Genomic DNA, 20369 nt, shown 5'->3' with positions numbered 1-20369 from the left:
GTTACTTCTCCTCGGTGTAGATATTTTTTATTATAGACTCATACTCCACGGGTATATGCACCTTCCTTACGGCATCATCCTCGGCCTGTTCGTCGCTCAAGGCAGCGTTTTCGTCGACCCCCACGGTGGGAGCATACTTTTTGAATACATCTCGTCTTTCTATCACTTCTGTCCCCGCAGACTCCACATCCCGGTCTTCACCGGCTTCAGTATTGTCACCCCTGATTCGTAAATCATAGGTCTTGCCGGGGGTGACGTCCATATTTTCCTCCTCGTCTGAATACAGGATGGTCCCGGGCCGGCTCCCCCCGGTCCTGCCACCCATCATATCCTCTCCAGTTTGTGCCTCCTCTCCCCCGCCGCCGCCGCCGCCTGTCTCACCCGCGGAGGGGATGGCACCGGGTTTGGCACCGCCCGCGTTGCTTCCGGCCTTTTGGCCTGACTTATCGCCTGGCTGCCGGGACAACTCCCTGATGTCACCCTCGTCTTGTCTCCCTGTATCTTCCGGGCCCTGTTCCGAACCGGACCCTTTCTTAAAGGACTGCTCGCCAGAGCCGCTCTGCTGCTGTCTGCTGCCGGGGCGGGGCTGCCGCGTATTTGCGCGCGCAATCCTGTCCAATCTCTCAAGGTCGTAAGATATATTTTTCGCGGTACGCCGTATCTCTTTTTTAAGTTGATGTACGGCCACCGACTTATCCGTTGTGCCTTCGGGTCCCATGGAACCCCGGCCTCCGGTCGCCATATCTCCTCTGCGCCCCCCCGACTCCCCGGTATCGCCGGTTGACCTGCCCGGTCTTATGGGTCCTGTCCTTTTACCGGCGGACGCCAAGCGGCTCCCTCCCTGTTCCTGACCTTTGCCACTCTTGCCGCCTTTACCGGCACCGCCACCACCTTTGGAACCAGAGTCACTGGTCGCAAGCTGCTTGGATTCGCCGGCGCCGCCCTTTGCTTCGCCGCTTCCGGCCTGCGCGCCCGCACCCTTGCTGCCGCTACCAGACCCCCCTTTACTTCCAGCAGCCTGGCCCGCCTTTTTGCCACCTGCCTGCGAAGACCCTTCCTGACCGCCCTTACCTTTACCGGCCCCGCCACCACCTTTGGAACCAGAGTCTCCTTTTGAAAGCTTCTGTCCCTTAGGCATACCGCCGCCGCTATTTGTCCCATCATCAGGCTCTTTACCTGCGCTTTTCTTGCCCCCCTTACCCTTCTCTGTCCCGCTCTCCTTCCCGGTGCCACGGGCTACCTTATCATCCCCTGATTTCGATGTGCCTTGTTCGCCACTCTTGCCAGCTTCACTCCGGCCTTCTTCTGTCCCGGAACTGCCTCCCGCTTCTTGACCGCCCCTGTCAGGTTTCTTCTTGGATGCCTCTCCAGCACTGGCTACCTTCTTGGAACCCTCTGCTTCTCCGCCGCTGCCACCGGCCCCTTCTTTCTTCTCACCACTGGCGCCTTTGCCCTCGGATTTTTCCCCTCTGGCCAGACGTTCTTTGTTTTGTGATGATGACGCACCGTTCCTTGAACCTGAACCCGTGCTGTCACCACCGGCCCCTTCTTTCTTCTCACCACTGGCGCCTTTGCCCTCGGATTCTCCCCCCCTGGCCAGACGTTCTTTGTCCTGTGATGATGACGCACCGCCCTTTGAACCTGAACCCGCACTGTCACCACCGGCGGCCCCAGACGTTTCACCACTCTCACTGCCACTGCCACCCTTACCGCCTTCCCGGCCTTTATCCGCCAATTTTCCCCCTGCGTCCTTGCCTCCACCTTTATCTCCCTCTTTACCCGCCTCTTGGCCAGCACTTTTACCTGCGCCGCCGCCTTCGGCACCAGCCGTCTGGGTCGCAGACCCTCCTTGTTCACCCTGTTTGCCTGAAGCTCCGCCGGCACTACCTTTTGACTGAGAATCCCCTTCAGAACCGCCGCCGCCCTCAGCACTGTCGCCGCCCGTACCGGCTTCGCCCGCCTTTTTCCCCCTTGCGCCGGGGGCCTGAGCTACGGATCTACTTCCAGTCCCTGTGGAGCCCTCTTTTTGCTGCTGAGAGCCTCCTTTTTGCTCACCTGTGCTGCCCTCGGTTTGTGAAGACCCCTGAGTTTCCCGGGTCTCCTGTGTGCCCTTAGTACCTCCTGCCTGAGCCATACTTTTTTCCTGCGAGCCCGTCCCAGAGCTGTCCTTCTCTCCTGACTCGCTACCACCTCCGCCCGTACCCTTCTTATCCTTACCGCCCTGTCCGCCCCCCTGCTGCTGCTTCTGGGGCGTTGGGCTAATGTCTATGGATGGCATCGGGGGCCTTAACTTATTTCTGACCTTTGAGGCAAGCGACTGGGATTTTGACTTAGAACCTTCGCCTTCTGAATCCCCTTGTTTCGATTCGCCCTCCTTGGAGGTATCTCCCCCGGCCATCTTATCCTCAGGTTGTTTGTCCTGAGAACCACTGCCGGAACCTGCCGGACCCTTCTGTTCCTTTCCTTCTCCACCCTGACTCTCTTGCCTGCCGGAGCTGCCGGTACCGGACCCGCCAGAGGAAGCCGTCTGTTGCTGTTGCTGCTGTTGATCGCTATCGCCTTCCCCGCCGGAGGAGGACGTTGAGGACGTTGATGTGCCTTTCTCTCGATCCGCATCTTGACCTGCGGACCCGGCGGCAGCCGTGGAACTGCCGGACTCGGCCCCTCCCGAGGCGTCCTGCTGTTTTTGGGTGTCACTGCCCTTTCCCGCAGTCTCGGAAGACTCTCCCTTGCCTTGCTGCTGTTCACTGGAAGAGGAGCCCTGCTTCCCCTCGGTTCCTTCCTTCTGTCCTCCAGAACCGCCGGAACTGGGTAGTCCAGGTATGGGAAGCGGCGGCTGTCCCTGGGCGTCGGATGGTGGCGGCATCAATTTCGCCAGCAGTTTGGCTATTGAGCTCATCTCTTTCTTTATTTCTTTTCTTGCCTCCTGTTGCATCTTGCTTGATGCCCTCGCTTCTGCGGCCTTCTTCTTGTCCCTGGACGAACCGCCGGTCAAATTACGCCTCGCACCTTTCGGCGTAGACGTATCAGATGGAGACCTGCCGGCTATTTTCTTATCCTTCTCGGCCTCCTTCTCTTTTCCGCTCTCTTTTTTATCATCCTTCTTTTTTTCTTCAACAGCCGACACGGTGTCGGCACGTTCTTCACCTGCCGGTGTCTCCATCAACTCGTATCCAGTAACGTTAAACAACCTGTGAGGCTCGGACTCTTTATAAGCCGTCAGCAATCTATCTCTATGAAGGTTGGGGACCAGGAACAGTACCAGGGGCAGGGCTATCGCGAGCAGAATCAATATCCAGAGCGTCTTCGGCAGCCTGTGGGGCATGGCCTTCTTCATCTGTTTATCGCCGAGTTGTTCTATAGCATCGGCTATAAGCACGTCGGAATATTTCGGGGGGTTCGGGTTTTTGGCACAATCAAGTGCAGTAATCAGACGCGCCTTGAGGTTCAAGCGCTTGTCTATAAAGTAGGCCGTGCGGGTTAAGCTAATCCAACTGGACTGCAGCCCCGTCAGCGCTATGGCGACAAATACAAAAAAAGGCAGCAGGAACAGTAAATAGAAATGGAACCCACCCCCAAGGAACTTCCCGATTATAACCGCAGTCAGCGCCAGGGCCAGGGCCACCACCACGATATTGATAGCGGCCTTCTCCAGGCAAAACATATTGTGCCTTCGCTTGGCCTTGTCCAGCTGCAAATACAGCTTCAGCTTGTCTACACCCGGCATCCAGTCTCCTCGTTATTATTCATAATGGTCGGGGACCCAGGTTTCCTCTTCATACATGTCCCAGTATCCGGAGGTCACCACCCTCTCCTCATAATGCCCCTCGACCCGGCGCTCCCCTTCCATCTTCTCTTCCACCCAGACACGTTCCTTTTTAGAGGTATCAACCCATTTCTTTTTCATCTCGTGTTCGTAATGCCCTTCGACAAATGTCTTTCCGTCGGAGGCTGATGCTTTATCCGGGGACGCTTTCGCCTGTGCTTCCCTCCCCTCCATCAACTGCTTTTCCAGCTCTTCGGTCTCCTTCTTCATCCTCTTTTTTTCAATGTGGTCTTGTGCCAGCGCGCCTCCAAGGGCGCCGATGCCCGCGCCAATCAGCGCGCCAAGCGCCGGATTGCCAAACGCCATCCCGATCCCGGCGCCGATGCCGCCGCCCGCCATAGTCCCCACACCCGTGCTCTGCTGCGCGGATATGCACCCGCCAGATAACGTCGCAAGTATCAGGCACATCGCTAGAAACAGGCCCTTCATGTCGACAGCTTCTTCTGAATAAGTAGGGTTAGCAGCATATCGATAGCGTGTAAAACGCCCCTTTAATCCCTAAAAAATAGTATCACAGTCATTGTGTTTGTGTCAAACCTTTTAAAGCATGCAGGCTGGCCCGCATCCGGAGACCATGACAAGAAATTCTTGCGGCTGGACGGCTGGAAATGCGTTGGACGTCCGCAGGCTTGTGTAGCCTATTGTGGTGTTTTGGAAAGGGGTGGCCTATCTACCTGTCATTATCATAACGTTGCCCTGCCGTCGGACTGGTTTGGTCCGGGTGGCGTATACCGAAGAGCTTCTTGATGGTTTCCACGTACCTGTGCCCGCCGCCGTTCTTGGCCTCCTGCTTGCCCACCTTAGCCGGCTCGTGCAAGAGCTTATTCAGCGTCCTCTCCATTGTGTAGACCACCTCGCGCCACTGGTCGTCATCTACATCTCCAAGTTTTGTTCTCAGCCTGTTCAGCTCTTCCTTGCCGACCGTGTGGAAGTGTTCCCTTAGGTTTGCAATCGCGGGGCCTATTTTCATCTCTTCCAGCCAGGCAATGAACCGGTCTACCTCTTCTTCCACCATCGCAGTACACTTCTCCATCTCTCTCCCCCTGTCATCCACGTTCCTCTCCACCACGGATTGCAGGTCGTCGATATTGTAGAGGTAGACATTGTCCAGTCTTCCGACCTCCGGGTTTATATCCCTCGGCACGGCAATGTCCACAAAGAACATGGGGTTGCCTTTGCGCAAGGTCATAGCCTTTCTCACGTGGTCAGGGTGAAGCACGTAGTGGGGCGCGGCGGTAGAGCTTATTACTATGTCCGCCTTACTTAATTCCTTCGCCAGGTCGTCAAAGCGTACCGCACTGCCTCCATATTCACCGGCAAGGCCAACCGCCCTGTCGTAATTCCTGTTAGATACCATGACCGTCCTCGTACCCTGATCCACAAGTGACTTGAGCACAAGTTCCGCCATCTCTCCCGCGCCTATGATGAATATGGTTTTATCGGAGAAGTCCTGGAAGATTTTTTCCGCAAACTCCACCGCTACGGAACTTATCGAGACCCTCCCCTGAGAGATGCAGCTATTGGAACGGATGTCCTTGCCAACGGCGATGGCCTGCTGGAAGAGCCGATGCGTGGTCTTTCCTACAACTTCACACGAGGTCGCCGCCATGTAGGCCTCTTTCACCTGGCTAAGTATCTGTGACTCGCCCACCACCATGGAATCGAGGCTTGAAGAGACGTGAAAGAGATGCTTTACAAGATCGGCACCGTCGTAACAGTACATATAGTCCCTGAACTTATCCGTATCTATGCCGTGAAATTCAGACAGAAAACCCAACACGGCCTTTTCATCCAGAGAACCGTCCGGGGAGCAGACGTATAACTCAACCCTGTTACAGGTCGAGAGTATCACTGCCTCACAGGAAGGATATTTATTATGCAATATTTCAAGGGCCTCAGTGACCCTGGACGGGCTGAAGGCCAGCTGTTCCCTTACGTCGATTGGCGCTTTCTTATGGTTTAGCCCAACGACCAGCAAATTCATCGTTTACCCTCAAATTGTTCCAAGATAATCCGCGAGTCATCGCCTGAAACCCTTTGATAGCCGTGCTTGGCTCCCAGAATAAACGTGCCCAGGAACGTAAAAAGCACCAGTATAAACGCAGCAATGGTAAGACCGGCCACCTTGTTGCCGTGCATGGAAACGCCGACTCTAAGGTGTAACAGGGCCGCGTAAAAGAGCCAGGTCACCAACCCCATCACCACCTTGGAGTCGAGATACCACTGCGGCCCAAGGACATTAGAATACCTCATCCAGAAGGCCCCGAGCACCAACCCCACGGTAAGCAAAGGGAAACCCAGGGTGAGCGTCTTCCACATCATGTTGTCCAGTCTTTCAAGCGAAGGCAGACCGTGAAACACCGGCCCGAAGAACTTGTGCTTCAACTGCCTCTGCTGGGTCAGATACATGACGCTGAAGATAAAGGTAAGGGTAAAGGCCGCGTAACCCATAAACATAGGGATGATATGGGCGACCAGCCAGAACCTGCTGAGATTTGGCGACGCAACAAGGGGATACCCCTGCAGGACTATTGCGCAGACACTCAAGACCGTCACAAAGGGGAACAAGAAGGCCCCCATCGAGGGCACTTTGTATACATACTCCACCGCCATAAACACCCCGACCACACACCATATCATTAAGATGACGGATTGGTGGAGATTGGCCGTGGGTAGATTGCCGGCCTTTGCCGTAAGGAAGATAATGAGGACGGTATGCAGCAGAAACGCGGCGATGGGCAGACCCTCGGCCCATTGCTTGCTGTACCTGTCGGGTCTTGTAAGGCGGCCTATCTCCCAGACGCCGGAGAGGAGGTACAGAAGCGCTACTATTGTAAAAGGGTTGTATAACACCCCTAGGTTCATGGTAGTAACCAGGTTATGGTAATAATAACAGCAGAAATTAAGTCTAATTAAAAAAATGTCTTGAATCAACATAATTTTATTGCGTCCGCGAGCGGAAACCGCCCTGTTTACCCTGTGTCGTCCCGAACGAAGCCAAAGAACCCAAAACCTTTTTGTTTTAAAACAAAAGGCCAAACGTTAAAAACGGCCGTTCATGCCTGTATACTCCACGAGCTGGTTTTATTTTTATATTGACAAATACATCGATTCTGAATAGGGTTAAATGATTGTACACTGGCAGACGAACGGCCATAGCGGCGTTTCATTAGTTATCTGCCCCGAAAGCAACCCAGGAGGAGAACTAGTGGATCCAGTAGCAAGAAATTTTGTCGCTGCTAGCGTTATATATCTCTTTATAGGTACTTGTTTGGGACTTTTAATGGCGTTTTTTGGGCTTGAGGACGATGTGCATCTGAGATTTGCGCATTCACACCTGAACCTTCTCGGATGGGTGTCAATGATGATATACGGTGTTGGATACCATATCCTGCCCCGGTTCAGCGGGAACCCCGTGGCCTATCCGCAGTTCATGGCGTACCATTTCTGGCTTGCCAATATAGGTTTGTTGGGTCTCGTCGGCCTCTGGGGTTATTCACAGCTTCTGACCGGAGTGTTTGCACTTTTGTCCGTGCTAGGTACCGGCCTTTTCGTGGTCAACATCCTTGCCAGCATCAGGCCGGCCCCAGAAACTGACTGACGGGTTTTAAAAGGAGACTGATTACAATATGGACAAACCCCCTATTACGAAAAAGTCTAGTCTGGGTGATGTCATCAACAACTACCCGGAAACCGAAGAAGTGTTTAAGAAATACTTTGGTTCGGGCTGCTTCACCTGTCCCGGCTCCAAGATGGAAGACATTGCCTTCGGGGCCATGATGCACAACATGGACCCTGAAATAATCGTGAAGGAGCTTAATGAGGCCATCGAAAAGGCAGCGAAAAACTAGTGGCCCCGTAAGCCATGCTTAGTATCAGTTAAACTGTTTTCTCTTTTGTAAACCGCGAACTGTCCGGAGGAGTTTTCCCCATGATTGATACCGAAAAAGTAAAACAAGTTCTCGAAGAGATAAGACCTGCACTGCAGGCTGACGGCGGTGATATAGATTTTGTCGGCATAGAAGACAACGTGGTAAAGGTAAAGCTGATGGGAGCCTGTGGAACCTGTCCCAGTGCATTAGTAACGCTCAAGATGGGCGTCGAGGCCAGATTAAAAGAAGAGATACCGGAGGTGGAGTGCGTGGAGGCCGTGTAGGCCTCTCGCCAAAACACCGGCGAAAGGAGTAAAAGACACATGAGTTTAGTTCTGGGACCCATCCATCACTGGATGCACAAGAAGATCAAAGTCTCCGAGGCCAGGGAGAAGGCCATCGTTCAGGGTCTAAAAGACAAGTACGGGCCGGACGCCGATGCCTTACTGGCAGACGTCTACAAAACTTACCCTGAATCGCATAACGATGACAAGCCCCTGGAGGAGATACTGGAAGACCAGCCCATCCATTCCGGAATACAAGGACTGATAGATAACGTGGAGACCCGCGAAGCGGCCGTTATCACCGCCTTTTACAATAAATACGGTGACGAGGCCAAGGACGTGGCGTCTCAGGCCGCGTATAAATGCGGCCAGAGCTGCGGCCAAAAGGCCGCGGAGGAGAAGGGACTGGGTGGCGACGATAAAACACCGGGGAAGGCCTTTGAGCTCTTACTCGACAATTACTGCGATGGTATGCCGTGCGACAGAGGCGCGCAGGTAATGGATGAGACGGAGAAGAAAATCGTCTGGGACCACACTACCTGCATTCACGGCAAGTATTGGGAGGCCGTTAACGCACCTGCCAAGGCCGTATGCGACATCCTGATATCCTGGACATCGGGCTTTGGAAACGGCATGAATTCTTCCATCAAGCACTCCAGAAGAAAGTGCGTCGCACACGGCGACCAGACCTGTGAGAGCTCTTTTGAATTAGGCTAAGGGCTATCCGTCAGCCCTTGGCCTTTTCCTCCCAGGAACACGCATCCTTCCCCAATCTCTCACCACCGGCCCGCCACACTAAACATGGAAGAAGAATTTTTGATAAATAGATATTCACGTCAGATCCTCTTCCAGCCCATCGGCGTGGAAGGCCAAAAAAGGCTTTCGAGGAGCTGCGCCCTGGTAATTGGCTGCGGCGCCACCGGCAGCGCATCGGCCGGTACGCTGGCAAGGGCCGGGGTGGGACGGCTTAGAATCGTTGACAGGGACTTCCTTGAGGAAACAAACCTGCAGAGGCAATCCCTGTTCGACGAAGAAGACCTGAAAACGGGCCTCCCAAAGGCAGCGCTGGCAGAAAAGAGTTTAGGTAGGATAAACTCCTCTATAAAGATTGAAGGAGTGGTTGCCGACGCAAACCCCTCCAACATAGAGACCCTTGCCGCGGGCGCCGACGTTATCCTTGACTGTACGGACAATTTTGAGACCCGGTACCTCATAAACGACTACGCCGTCAAGACGCGCACGCCCTGGGTCTACGCCGCGTGCGTTGGAAGCCAGGGGATGCTGATTAATATCATACCGGGAGAAACACCGTGCCTGAGATGTCTCCTTGAGTCCAGACCCCCTGTCGGCACCACCCCTACCTGTGAGACGGCCGGCATCCTGGGCCCAACCGCTCAACTCATAAGTTCCATCCAGGCCAACGAGGCCCTCAAGATATTAACCGGCCACCGGGAATCCCTGATAAAAGACCTGCTGAAAGTGGACACATGGACATGGACGCTGCAGAGACTGGACCTCTCAGACGCCAGGCAGGACGAATGTCCCGCCTGCGGGCTGGGCAGATATGACTTCCTCCACGTACGCTCAGGCGTAATGACTACCACCCTATGCGGCAACAATGCCGTACAGATAGTCCCCCCGAACGGCATGAGGGTCAAGCTTGAAGAACTGGCGTCACGCCTGAACGGTCTCGGTGAACTTGGCGAAGTAACACAAAACCCGTTCCTCCTCAGATTCAGATTACGGCACAAGGACATCGCTATAGCCGTATTCCCCGACGGCAGGGCGATTATCCAGGGCACAAAAGAACCTGCACTGGCAAAGGACCTTTACTCCAAATATATTGGTATGTAAGGACACACCGGCATGATATACCTCGACAACGCGGCCACGAGTTTCCCGAAACCGGAGCAGGTATACCTCGCGACTGACGAGTTTTTTCGCCACAGGGCCGCAAACCCCGGCAGGGCGGGTTACAGGCTTTCCATGGAGGCCGAACGCGAGGTGGAAGGGGCGCGAAAGCTCCTGGCCGACCTCTTTGGCGTGAAAGAGCCGGAGAGGCTCGTGTTCACGCTTAACGCCACAGACGCCATCAACATGGCCCTCAAAGGTCTCCTAAAGGAGGGCGACCATGTCATCACCTCCAACCTGGAGCACAATTCGGTCACGAGACCCCTGTACGGTCTGGAGAAAAGAGGGATTATATCCGTAACGAGGGTGGAGGCCTCAGCGGAAGGTGTTATCGATCCCGGTGCCGTCAAAGAGGCCATACTCCCGCAAACACGGCTCATCGTAATAACACATGCCTCGAACGTCCTTGGGACCATACAGCCCATAAAAGCAATCGGCAGGCTGGCCAGAGAGAAGGGGCTTATCGTCATGATAGATGCCGCACAGTCGGCGGGTGTCTGGCCCATTAACGTAGCGGACGATGCCGTAGACCTCCTGGCCTTCACCGGGCATAAAGGGCTTCTCGGCCCGCCGGGCACGGGTGGACTGTATGTCGGGGAGAGGGTGGAAATCTCGGCGTGGAGAGAGGGAGGAACGGGCTTTGATTCGGAATCACCCATACATCCGGGGGAATTGCCGTTCAGGCTGGAAGGTGGTACGCCAAACTTCCTGGGCATAGTGGGACTAAAGGCAGGCGTCGAATTTATCGGGGAAACGGGTATCGACAATATAATGCGTCACGGGCAGGAGCTTTTGACACAAATCCTCAACGGCCTTGAGGGGAACGACGGGTTTATCCTGTACGGGCCCGGAGGGAGTAAAGACAGGCTGCCCATCGCCGCCCTGAATATCAAAAATCTTGAACCGTCCGTGACCGGCGGCATCCTGGACGAGACCTACGGCATCGCCGCCCGCTCCGGGCTCCACTGCGCGCCGTTTATACACAGGTATATAGGGTCATTCCCCCAGGGTGCCGTGCGCATAAGCCCCGGCTATTTCAATACCAAAGACGATATAGTACAATTACTCTCAGCCCTCAAGGAGATATCAAGTTCGGCCAAGACAACTGTCCAGTAGGAAGCCCACAAAACTTTACCTTGCAAGCCTGCATATAAATCAATAATATACACGCCTACGTAGCGTAAACCGTCTATCTGAGGGGGGAAATGGCTGCACCGCGTAAGCTCTTGAGCCTGGTCGAAAAATTCGAGCGCAATTTCGATGCCTACAAAACCGGCCATTATAACGAAGCACAGGTCCGGAAAGAATTTATCGACCCTCTGTTTAAACTGCTCGGCTGGGACATGGACAACGAAGATGGCCTGGCTGAGGCATACAAAGACGTCATCCACGAAGACGCAATCAAAATAGGCGGGTTTGTGAAGGCCCCGGACTACTGTTTCCGTATCGGTGGCACACGCAAGTTCTTCCTCGAGGCCAAGAAACCCGCAATAAGTATCAAGGACGATACCGACCCGGCCTTTCAACTCCGCCGCTACGCATGGTCCGCAAAGCTTCCCCTGAGCATACTCACCGACTTCGAGGAATTTGCGGTCTATGACTGCCGCGTAAAACCCGTCAAGACCGATAAGGCATCAACCGCCCGCACCCTCTATTTTAACTACAAGGAATACGCTGACCGCTGGGATGAGATCGCATCCGTATTTTCCAAAGATGCCGTACTCAAGGGTTCTTTCGACAAATATGCCGAATCCCATAAGGCTAAAAGGGGTACGGCCAGCGTGGATGAGGCATTCCTCAAAGAGGTTGAGTTATGGCGCGACATGCTCGCCCGCAATATAGCCCTGCGGAATTCAAAGCTCACCCAGCGAGAACTGAACGTCTCCGTACAGAGCACTATCGACCGGATTATTTTCTTGCGAATATGTGAAGACCGGAGGATTGAGGAGTATGGCCGTCTCATGGCCCTGCAGAACGGAACCCAGGTCTATCAGCGTTTATGCAAACTCTTCCGGGACGCGGACGCACGGTATAACTCCGGCATATTCCACTTCAATAAAGAAAAGGACCGTCCAACACCGCCGGATGAACTGACCCCCGGACTTAAGATAGACGACAAGGTCCTGCAAAAAATCTTCAAAAGCCTCTACTACCCCGAAAGCCCCTACGAGTTTTCAGTACTATCTGCCGATATACTCGGTCAGGTCTATGAACAGTTCTTAGGCAAGGTCATTAGCCTCACCTCCGGCCACCGTGCCTCCATCGATTATAAGCCTGAGGTCAAGAAGGCGGGGGGTGTTTACTACACACCCATATATATCGTGGACTACATCGTCAAGAACACCGTCGGCAAACTGCTCGACGCCAAAAAGCCCGGCCCGCGCGGCGGTGTGAGCAAGTTGAGAATCTTGGACCCCGCGTGTGGCTCAGGGTCATTCTTGATAGGGGCGTATCAGTACCTGCTCGACTGGCACCGCGACAAATACGTAGGGGAGGACAGGCCGAAAAAGCACAGAAAGGTTCTGTATCAGGCCGCGGGTGGCGAGTGGCAGTTAACCACCGCCGAGCGCAAACGGATTTTGCTCAACAACATCTACGGCGTTGACATCGACCCCCAGGCCGTGGAGGTGACCAAGTTGTCTCTGCTCCTCAAGGTGCTTGAGGGAGAATCCGGCGAGACGCTGACGAGACAGTTAAAGATGTTTCACGAACGCGCACTTCCCGATTTGGGCAACAACATAAAGTGTGGCAACTCCCTCATCGGCCCCGACTTTTACGACAACCGGCAGATGAACCTTTTGGATATAGATGCAGACGAGCAGTACCGCATCAACGCCTTTGACTGGCACGCCGAATTCCCCGAAATCATGAAATCCGGCGGCTTTGACGCCGTCATCGGCAATCCGCCGTATATTAGGGTCCGCGTATTTAGGGACCTTTCCCCCTATCAGGCCGCATATTTTGAATCAAAGTACACTTGTGCAATTCATGTTTGGGATGTGTATCTGCTGTTCTTTGAAAGGGCAATTCGGCTCGCAACAGAGAAGGGACGAATCTCGTTCATTGTCCCAATTCAGACGCTCCACCAGCCTAATTGTGAAAGCTTGCGGCGACTGCTCTTGTCCGCAACTTCGATTACCACTATCGCTGATTTATCAAATATTAAGGTTTTCCAAAACGCAATCGTGAAGAATTGTGTGATCGTCTGTGAGAAGGACAAGCAGGAGGACTCTGTAATCGAAACCCTATGTCCGGCGAAACCCGAAGAACTAACCCATCCCAGCTCTTCCAAATGGCCTCAGGCAACGGCTCGTTCTAATCCCCTTCACAGCCTAAAGCTCGCTCTGCTTTCACCTGCTAAGGATCTCTGTGATAAGCTTCGCGCAAAGAGTTGGAGGCTAGATGACCTCTGTTATGTAACCTTTGGCCTGCGTTCTTGCGCAAAGGGCAAAGGACAGGGCGGAAAAGATCGGTTGGTCACTACTGAGCCGAGAGCTAAAAACGTGAAGCCCTATATGGAAGGGCGAGAAATCTGTCGTTATGCAATGTCCCCCTCGAAGCGTTTCATAAGGTACATTCCCAAGGAGATGTACAGCCCCCGCCAACCGGAGCTGTTCGAGGCAAAAAAGATCGTGTCGCGATCAATGCTATCAAAAATGCAGTTGGTAGCCACTCTGGATAGTAAGGGTTACTATGTTGAACAAAGCCTGGTTTGCATAATACCACATGGCATCCTGACAAGAGCCAAACAGGATGCATCTCTCTCCCTAGAATTCATCTTGGGCATGGTAAACTCGCGATTGGAGAACTTCTACTTCGCAACTCAGATTATTGACTTCTCGTTGGGGGGGGGACTTGTTCATGCAACTCCGGGGGCACAGTCTCAACTGATAATTCCAAAAGTTGAAATCGGAGAGATGGAGAAAACGGCAAGCTTGGTGGAGAGGATGCTGGACCTAAACAAAAAACTACAAAAGGCGAAGACGGAACACGACAAGACCGTCCTCAAACGCCAGATTGACTCCACGGACAGGCAGATTGACAACCTGGTCTACGAACTCTACGGCCTGACCAAAAAAGAAATCGCGATCGTGGAGGAATCAGCTAAATGACCTTCTAAAGAAGGTACGTTATCAGGCAATAGGCTAAAAAACGAAATGGATGTTCTCAATGAGCGGAATTAACGATTTTGGTTTGATGGGCCTATTTTGCTTTCTTAACGGCAGCTTGATTCTTGCACGCTTATATACTTGACGCACGTTTTGCCCTTGACAGTTGTTTTTGGCCTAGTAGAGTTGGCGCATGGATTCACGCTCAAAAATATGTCTGAAACAGCTCCTCAAGAGATGGCGATATGGCCTTTACTATGTGCCAGTGCTCATTTTAGACCTTTTAAAAGATAGAATAATGCAATTTGCACAGATGTACGTAGCAAACTATTCTACCGATTTTATTAATATTTTAACTTTCATATTTGAACATCTATGGGTTTTCACATGGGGCATTATACCAATCACCATATTTGTTGTAGTTTTAAAGGCATATAAAGAATCTGAAGAAATTGAAAAGAAGTCTCAAAAGACACAGCTTAATATAACAAAACAAGAATATATAAAGAGGATAGAGAATATATTAAATGCGTTACTTAAATGTCTTAAAGCTTTTGATACACCTATAGAAAGAGGCAGATTACTGCCCGCGGCTATAAAGGGGAAAAAACAAATTGACAAAATATATAGAGAGCTTAAGAAGAATAGTTCTTTTGTTTTTAAACTCCCACGGGAACACCCATCAGTAGGCGAAGCACGTCAAAATTTAAAAGATGCTATAGAACAAGCCAATGCTTCCGCTAAACAGAATAATCTGCCTATTAAATATTTTGTATCCCCGATAGGCCCACTTTTGCATATAGACGATTTAGCAAACTGGTGTACTTTACAAGTAGAAGAGTGGGGATACCCCACACCCAAAGAACGATTGGATGGATTTTTAAAAGCAAACGTTGAACATTACGAAAGGTTTTGGCTCTTTTCTGGTAATGCTTACGATAGATTGGAAAACCATATACCTGTTTATTTAAAAAAACAGTTTGAACGAATAAGACAAGAAATAAATGATTACGAGGCAACTAACTCTTGAAACTCTAATTTACCAGAACTGATAAGTTTGCGGAGTTTGCGGACAACCATAAAGCCCGCCAGAGGTAGGTCTGCCTCAGGCACGAGCTGTCCCTACGCAAAATTGTTAATTGTTTTTGTAGGGACAGGGCTCGTCCCTGTCCGCGATTGAACGCGGCATGACCATGCGGCACCCAAAGCAACGAGGTAAAACCTAGTTGTCTACCAATAATGCTGGGATGCTTCCGGTAGACGTAGATAATAACCTTTACGGTCGTTAATAAAACAAATTTATTTTGTAGCGGTCGAGCTTGCTCGACTTTGGTCCGACTGAGACGGATGATTACCCTTTATTCTCTGGGCAGACACGGGGACCTGCCCCTACATAGCGATACCAGCAGAGTAAACTTTGGCACTGCAACAGCCGCAGAGTAAACTCTGCCGCTACAGACAATATGGTAATGAACGAGATAAACTTAGACGGTAACCACCTGACCATCGCGGAGCTGGCGGATATTGCGAAACATGAGACAAAAATATCCCTGGCGCCATCCGCCGCTGATGAAATGGGGAAGGCAAGGAGTGTAATTACGGACGCGCTCAGGGATAAAAAGACCGTCTACGGCGTCACAACCGGGTTCGGGGCCCTCGCGGGCGTTATACTATCCAAGGACCAGACAAAGGATTTACAGCGAAATATCCTGCTGAGCCATTCCGCCGGCGTGGGACGTCCGTTTGACCGGGAGACGACACGGGCCATCATGGCCCTTCGCGTAAACAGCCTCGCCAAGGGCTTTAGCGGGATACGGCCGGGCACCGTCAATACACTCGTGGAGATGGCCAATAAGGGCGTTCTCCCCGTCATCCCGGAGAAGGGTTCCGTTGGCGCAAGCGGCGACCTCGCGCCGCTGGCCCATATGGGGCTGGTAATGATTGGCGAGGGTGAAGCCGTCTACAATAACGAACGTGTGTCCGGCGCGGAGGCCATGAGGAAGGCCGGTATATCGAAATTGCAACTTCAGGAAGGCGAAGGACTTGCCCTCATTAACGGCACTCAGGTGATGACAGCCTTGGGTGCGCTGGCCGTCTACGGTTCCAGTAATCTGGCGAAAGCCGCCGATATAGCGGCCGCTATGACCCTTGAGGTGCTCAGCGGTTCAAACATGGAACTAAACCCCAAAATCCATCTTGCGAGACCCCATCCCGGCCAGTCACAATCCGCCGAGAACCTCCGGAAGATAACCGCCGGAAGTGCCATCACCACATCACACAAGGACTTTGAACGGGTGCAGAGCGCCTATACGATACGGTGCAGCCCGCAGGTCCACGGGGCATCCAAAGACGCACTCAGCTATGCCAGAGAGACAATCGAAACGGAGATGAATTCGGCCACAGACAATCCTATGGTATTCCATGAAACGGGCGAGATACTCAACGGCGGCAACTTCCACGGCCAGCCTGTTGGCCTTGCGATGGATTTCCTCACTATAGGCCTCGCCGAACTGGGCAATATATCAGAGCGCAGGACAGAGCGGCTGGTCAACCCGCAGCTCAGCGGGCTGCCCGCCTTTCTTACCAAAAATCCCGGCCTTAACTCAGGCCTGATGCTGGCCCAGTACACCGCCGCAGCACTTGTGTCAGAGAACAAGGTCCTCTCGCACCCGGCCACCGTGGATTCTATCCCCACGTCCGCCAACAAGGAAGACCACGTCAGCATGGGCACCATCGCCGCCCGGAAGTGCCGGGATGTCCTAAAGAACGCGGAATACGTCATAGCCATAGAACTGCTCTGCGCGGCCCAGGCACTCGACCTGTTCACCAACCTGAGGCCCGGAGGCGGCACCCTCGCCGCATATAACCTCATCAGGGAGCACGTCACACACATGGAGGTGGACAGGATACTGTCCAACGATATAGAGACCGTCTACGGTCTCCTCCACAGCGGTACAATAGTAGCGGCGGTGGAGGAAAAGACAGGGAGATTGAATTAAGTTGTAGGGGCAGGCCCTCGTGCCTACCCAAATGTCTGCCGTAGGGACAGGTTTTTAAACCTGTCCGCAATCGGACAGACCTGAAGGCCCGCAAGAGGTGGATAAATTCTGCTGCGACAGTCTTAAGTAGAGTAAACTCTGCCGCTACAATCTACTATGTAGCGGTCGAGCTTGCTCGACATGGAGGGTGCCGCAGAGTGGGTCTGGAAGCACCGGACTACATCATGTCATTGCGAGCGAAGTGAAGCAATCTCTCGAACGCACGTGAGATTGCTTCGGGGCTACACCCCTCGCAATGACAAAAACCCGCAAACAGGCAAATCCATCATTCGCTTACCTGGATGGTGACTCCGAAGCGCTTGACGGCCGAGGAATTTCCCTCCCAGGGGCGCCAGTATTTTAACCGCACGGGAACGGTGTCCACCGACACTGCCTTAAATGTCAGTGTCCGCACACCGCCGCTGCCGGGTATTACGGGTTGATCCGGGGTGTAAACGTCTTTTATGAGTTCCAGCACGTTCTTGTCCGCCTCTTCAACCGCCCATGAATAGCCAGTGGTGCGGTTGCCCTTGAGGCGTATGGTAATTTCGCCGCCTTTGCGTACCTTAAAGGTCTTTCCTCCGTCCGCCTGTGTGATAAGCGTCTCTGAAGGAGCGGGCACTCCCTCAGATTTTTTCGCCTCTCCGGTACACGCTATAGTTGAGGTAAGCAAAGGAATGATGATTATTACGGACGCAATTAAATGCAGGGGTCTCATATTATCGTACCTCTATTTTAAGCCTCATTCTAAGCTTCCGGCAGATGTTGTAAGGAAAACGGCCCGCGCAGGCCCGCACTAAAAACCAAATACTTGACACCGGGCGGAAAAACTGCTCTTCTTAAAAAGAAGTTTTCGGGTAAAATGTAGCATAAACGTGAAACAAAACAACTGACATTTTCAGCGGTCTCCATATAATAAACAGTAAAGCTATTATTTAAAATCCTTTTATGAATAATTTAAGAACCGTAGTCACCGAGAAGCTTTTACCACACGTCGAGACGCCGGGAAGATATATCGGTGGTGAATGGAATTCTATCGTAAAAGACCCGGGGGAAACCCGTCTTTCATTTGCCCTGGCCTTTCCCGACACCTATGAAATAGGCATGTCGCATCTCGGCCTGCAGCTCCTCTACGGCCTCCTCAACTCTATAGACGACGTGGCCTGTGAACGGGTGTTCGCGCCCTGGCCGGACATGGAGTCACTCATGAGGACCCATAACGTCCCCCTGTTCAGTCTGGAGAATTTCAGACCGGTCAGGGACTTCGACGTAGTGGGATTCTCGCTTCAGTATGAGATGTCCTATACAAACGTGCTCAACATGCTGGACCTTGCGGGCATACCCCTTTTTAGCAAAGACCGCGGGGACAAAGACCCAATCGTAATTGCCGGAGGCCCCGGCGCTATGTCCCCTGAGCCCGTTGCGGATTTTATAGACATATTCCTGCTGGGAGACGGCGAAGATACAATCACCCGCCTCGCGACGCGGCTGAAGGAAATTAATGGTTCAGGTCTCATACCGGCACTGACAAGAAGGGAAACAATCCACGCCCTGGTAAAGGGCGAGCAGGGCCTCTACGCACCGTGTCTTTACAAAGTCAGCTACCTTCCGGACGGCACGATAAAAGAAATAAAGCCTGCGGAGACCTGGGTACCCGCAACGATACGCAGCGCCACCGTGGACGACCTGAACAAGGCCTATTTCCCCGAGAATCCCATAGTACCCTTTATAAAAACGGTCCACGACAGGGTTACGCTGGAGGTAATGAGGGGCTGTACCCAGGGCTGCCGCTTCTGCCAGGCCGGTATGATAAAACGTCCCACCCGGGTTCGGACGGTAAAAACACTTGTAAGCCAGGCTGAAAGCTGCTACATGAACACCGGACAGGACGAAATATCACTTGCGGCGTTATCAATAAGTGACTACCCGTGGCTGGAAGAACTCCTCTCAGAATTACAGAGAAGATTCGACTCAAGAAAGGTGAACATATCCCTCCCGTCTCTCCGGGTTTCAGACATGCTGGAACGCATACCCCCGTTCCTGAACTCGGTACGCAAGTCCAGTCTTACCCTTGCCCCCGAGGCCGCCACGCCCGAGATGAAACGGATGATCAACAAAAACATAAAGAACGACGACCTCTACAACGGCGTCAGGAGGGCCTACGAGCTTGGGTGGCGGATGGTGAAGCTCTATTTCATGGTGGGATTCCCGGGGGAAAAGGATGAAGACGTTGACGCCATAGCAGAACTGGCATACAAAGTGTCAAACATAAAGAAAGAGGTGGACGGCTCTCCCGCCAACGTCAATCTGACCATCGCGCCCCTTGTGCCGAAGGCCCATACACCGTTCCAGTGGGAACCCATGGTGTCGCTTGAAAGAATCAGGAACATAAAGGAGAGACTGAGGGACAGGATAAGACACCGCCGCATAAGGCTGAAATTTAACAACCCCGAACGCAGCGTGGTCGAAGGGATAATGGCAAGGGGCGACAGAAGATTAGGCAAGGTCATCCACAGGGCCTGGGAGCTGGGGTGCAAGTTCGACGCCTGGGAAGACCACTTTGACATCCAGAGGTGGCAGAGCGCATTTGAAGACGCAGGACTGGACATGGAATTCTATCTCACCCGTAAAAGAGGCATCGAAGAAATCCTTCCCTGGAGCCACATAAGCACCGGCGTCACGAATGAATTCCTGACGTTGGAGAAGTCAAGGTCCACACGGGGAAGTCTCACTGAGGACTGTTTTACCGACGATTGCCCCGACTGCGGGGCCTGCCCCCGCTCACACAGTTTCCTGGAGGTGGCATAGAGCTATGGCCGTAGTCTACCTGGGTCTGGGAGCAAACCTCGGAAAGAGAATAAAGACGTTGGAAGACGGCATAAAAAAGCTGGGAGCACACCCCGACATATCCGTCCTGAAAGAATCCCCGTACTATGAGACAGAGCCCCAGGGTGGACCCCCTCAACCACGCTTCATTAACGCCGCCGTGTGCATCGAGACCAGCCTTTCACCTCAAGAACTTCTGAGAGTGACCCGGAAAATAGAGAAGGAACTGGGCCGTAAAACCGGTTCGGGCAATAATGAAGGCCGCTGGGCTCCTCGCACCATTGACATTGACATCCTACTTTACGATAATTGCATAATCGAAGACAAAGACCTGAAGATACCTCATCCGATGATGCATCTTAGACGTTTTGTCATTGAACCCTTGGCTGACATTTCGCCTGCGTCCTTACATCCGGTCTTAAAGCGAACCGCCGCAGAACTCATGGAGACCATGAAGGATACGCGAACGGAAGACAAGACACCCGGCCAGAAGGCCCGTTAGA

The 20369-nt window shown here is 52.9% G+C and carries 16 protein-coding genes; 11 read left to right on the top strand and 5 right to left on the bottom strand.

The window, feature by feature from the left end:
• Nucleotide 1: 1 nt before the first annotated feature.
• The 4 genes from NOU37_04755 to NOU37_04740 all read right to left on the bottom strand — a co-directional run bounded on the left by NOU37_04755 (nt 2) and on the right by NOU37_04740 (nt 6691).
• Nucleotides 2-3727: a hypothetical protein gene (locus NOU37_04755; GenBank protein MCQ4574537.1), complete on the bottom strand. Its 3726-nt coding sequence runs from the start codon at nt 3725-3727 to the stop codon at nt 2-4.
• Between the two features lie 15 nt (nt 3728-3742).
• The gene (locus NOU37_04750; GenBank protein MCQ4574536.1) at nt 3743-4255 is read right to left on the bottom strand and encodes a DUF1269 domain-containing protein; all 513 of its coding nucleotides are present in this window, start codon (nt 4253-4255) and stop codon (nt 3743-3745) included.
• A gap of 241 nt (nt 4256-4496) precedes the next feature.
• Nucleotides 4497-5810 (bottom strand): glutamyl-tRNA reductase, encoded by a 1314-nt coding sequence (gene hemA, locus NOU37_04745; GenBank protein ID MCQ4574535.1) that lies wholly within the window; start codon nt 5808-5810, stop codon nt 4497-4499.
• Nucleotides 5807-6691, bottom strand: coding sequence for a cytochrome c biogenesis protein (locus NOU37_04740; GenBank protein ID MCQ4574534.1), 885 nt, complete (start codon nt 6689-6691; stop codon nt 5807-5809). The genes hemA and NOU37_04740 overlap by 4 nt, the downstream gene beginning before the upstream one ends.
• A 343-nt stretch (nt 6692-7034) precedes the next feature.
• Between NOU37_04740 and NOU37_04735 the strand changes: the two genes are divergently transcribed.
• The 9 genes from NOU37_04735 to hutH all read left to right on the top strand — a co-directional run bounded on the left by NOU37_04735 (nt 7035) and on the right by hutH (nt 17001).
• Entirely contained in the window at nt 7035-7427 is a 393-nt protein-coding gene (locus NOU37_04735; GenBank protein MCQ4574533.1) for a hypothetical protein, read from the top strand.
• Nucleotides 7428-7455: 28 nt separating this feature from the next.
• The gene (locus tag NOU37_04730; protein MCQ4574532.1) at nt 7456-7677 is read left to right on the top strand and encodes a DUF1858 domain-containing protein; all 222 of its coding nucleotides are present in this window, start codon (nt 7456-7458) and stop codon (nt 7675-7677) included.
• Nucleotides 7678-7757: 80 nt separating this feature from the next.
• Nucleotides 7758-7982, top strand: coding sequence for a NifU family protein (locus NOU37_04725; GenBank protein ID MCQ4574531.1), 225 nt, complete (start codon nt 7758-7760; stop codon nt 7980-7982).
• Nucleotides 7983-8021: 39 nt separating this feature from the next.
• On the top strand, nt 8022-8699 hold the full coding sequence (locus NOU37_04720) for an L-2-amino-thiazoline-4-carboxylic acid hydrolase (GenBank protein ID MCQ4574530.1): 678 nt from the start codon (nt 8022-8024) through the stop codon (nt 8697-8699).
• Between the two features lie 99 nt (nt 8700-8798).
• Nucleotides 8799-9836 (top strand): ThiF family adenylyltransferase, encoded by a 1038-nt coding sequence (locus NOU37_04715; GenBank protein ID MCQ4574529.1) that lies wholly within the window; start codon nt 8799-8801, stop codon nt 9834-9836.
• 12 nt (nt 9837-9848) lie between these two features.
• Nucleotides 9849-11009 carry an aminotransferase class V-fold PLP-dependent enzyme gene (locus NOU37_04710; GenBank protein MCQ4574528.1) on the top strand — a complete coding sequence of 387 codons (1161 nt, stop codon included), beginning with the start codon at nt 9849-9851 and terminating at the stop codon, nt 11007-11009.
• A gap of 89 nt (nt 11010-11098) precedes the next feature.
• Complete coding sequence (locus NOU37_04705) at nt 11099-14005, top strand: N-6 DNA methylase (GenBank protein ID MCQ4574527.1); 2907 nt, start codon at nt 11099-11101, stop codon at nt 14003-14005.
• 295 nt (nt 14006-14300) lie between these two features.
• The gene (locus tag NOU37_04700) at nt 14301-15032 is read left to right on the top strand and encodes a hypothetical protein (protein MCQ4574526.1); all 732 of its coding nucleotides are present in this window, start codon (nt 14301-14303) and stop codon (nt 15030-15032) included.
• A 439-nt stretch (nt 15033-15471) separates the two neighbouring features.
• Nucleotides 15472-17001 carry a histidine ammonia-lyase gene (gene hutH / locus NOU37_04695; GenBank protein MCQ4574525.1) on the top strand — a complete coding sequence of 510 codons (1530 nt, stop codon included), beginning with the start codon at nt 15472-15474 and terminating at the stop codon, nt 16999-17001.
• Nucleotides 17002-17326: 325 nt separating this feature from the next.
• On the opposite strand, the gene NOU37_04690 is transcribed toward hutH, so the two are convergent.
• Complete coding sequence (locus tag NOU37_04690; protein MCQ4574524.1) at nt 17327-17758, bottom strand: protease inhibitor I42 family protein; 432 nt, start codon at nt 17756-17758, stop codon at nt 17327-17329.
• A gap of 230 nt (nt 17759-17988) precedes the next feature.
• On the opposite strand from NOU37_04690, the gene NOU37_04685 reads away from it, so the two are divergent.
• Complete coding sequence (locus NOU37_04685; GenBank protein ID MCQ4574523.1) at nt 17989-19848, top strand: TIGR03960 family B12-binding radical SAM protein; 1860 nt, start codon at nt 17989-17991, stop codon at nt 19846-19848.
• A gap of 4 nt (nt 19849-19852) precedes the next feature.
• Nucleotides 19853-20368, top strand: coding sequence for a 2-amino-4-hydroxy-6-hydroxymethyldihydropteridine diphosphokinase (folK, locus tag NOU37_04680; protein MCQ4574522.1), 516 nt, complete (start codon nt 19853-19855; stop codon nt 20366-20368).
• The last annotated feature ends 1 nt before the right edge of the window (nt 20369 follow it).

The sequence above is a fragment of the Candidatus Bathyanammoxibius amoris genome (assembly GCA_024451685.1).
Taxonomy (GTDB): domain Bacteria; phylum Planctomycetota; class Brocadiia; order Brocadiales; family Bathyanammoxibiaceae; genus Bathyanammoxibius; species Bathyanammoxibius amoris.
Note: the sequence above shows the minus strand (reverse complement) of the source record. Positions and strands in the feature narration are given on the sequence as shown.

Excerpts from the sequence above, each read along its gene's own strand:
- NOU37_04755 (MCQ4574537.1), bottom strand. The coding sequence starts at position 3,727 with ATGCCGGGTGTAGACAAGCTGAAGCTGTATTTGCAGCTGGACAAGGCC.
- NOU37_04750 (MCQ4574536.1), bottom strand. The coding sequence starts at position 4,255 with ATGAAGGGCCTGTTTCTAGCGATGTGCCTGATACTTGCGACGTTATCT.
- hemA (MCQ4574535.1), bottom strand. The coding sequence starts at position 5,810 with ATGAATTTGCTGGTCGTTGGGCTAAACCATAAGAAAGCGCCAATCGAC.
- NOU37_04740 (MCQ4574534.1), bottom strand. The coding sequence starts at position 6,691 with ATGAACCTAGGGGTGTTATACAACCCTTTTACAATAGTAGCGCTTCTG.
- NOU37_04730 (MCQ4574532.1), top strand. The coding sequence starts at position 7,456 with ATGGACAAACCCCCTATTACGAAAAAGTCTAGTCTGGGTGATGTCATC.
- NOU37_04725 (MCQ4574531.1), top strand. The coding sequence starts at position 7,758 with ATGATTGATACCGAAAAAGTAAAACAAGTTCTCGAAGAGATAAGACCT.
- NOU37_04720 (MCQ4574530.1), top strand. The coding sequence starts at position 8,022 with ATGAGTTTAGTTCTGGGACCCATCCATCACTGGATGCACAAGAAGATC.
- NOU37_04710 (MCQ4574528.1), top strand. The coding sequence starts at position 9,849 with ATGATATACCTCGACAACGCGGCCACGAGTTTCCCGAAACCGGAGCAG.
- NOU37_04705 (MCQ4574527.1), top strand. The coding sequence starts at position 11,099 with ATGGCTGCACCGCGTAAGCTCTTGAGCCTGGTCGAAAAATTCGAGCGC.
- NOU37_04700 (MCQ4574526.1), top strand. The coding sequence starts at position 14,301 with ATGCAATTTGCACAGATGTACGTAGCAAACTATTCTACCGATTTTATT.
- hutH (MCQ4574525.1), top strand. The coding sequence starts at position 15,472 with ATGAACGAGATAAACTTAGACGGTAACCACCTGACCATCGCGGAGCTG.
- NOU37_04690 (MCQ4574524.1), bottom strand. The coding sequence starts at position 17,758 with ATGAGACCCCTGCATTTAATTGCGTCCGTAATAATCATCATTCCTTTG.
- NOU37_04685 (MCQ4574523.1), top strand. The coding sequence starts at position 17,989 with ATGAATAATTTAAGAACCGTAGTCACCGAGAAGCTTTTACCACACGTC.
- folK (MCQ4574522.1), top strand. The coding sequence starts at position 19,853 with ATGGCCGTAGTCTACCTGGGTCTGGGAGCAAACCTCGGAAAGAGAATA.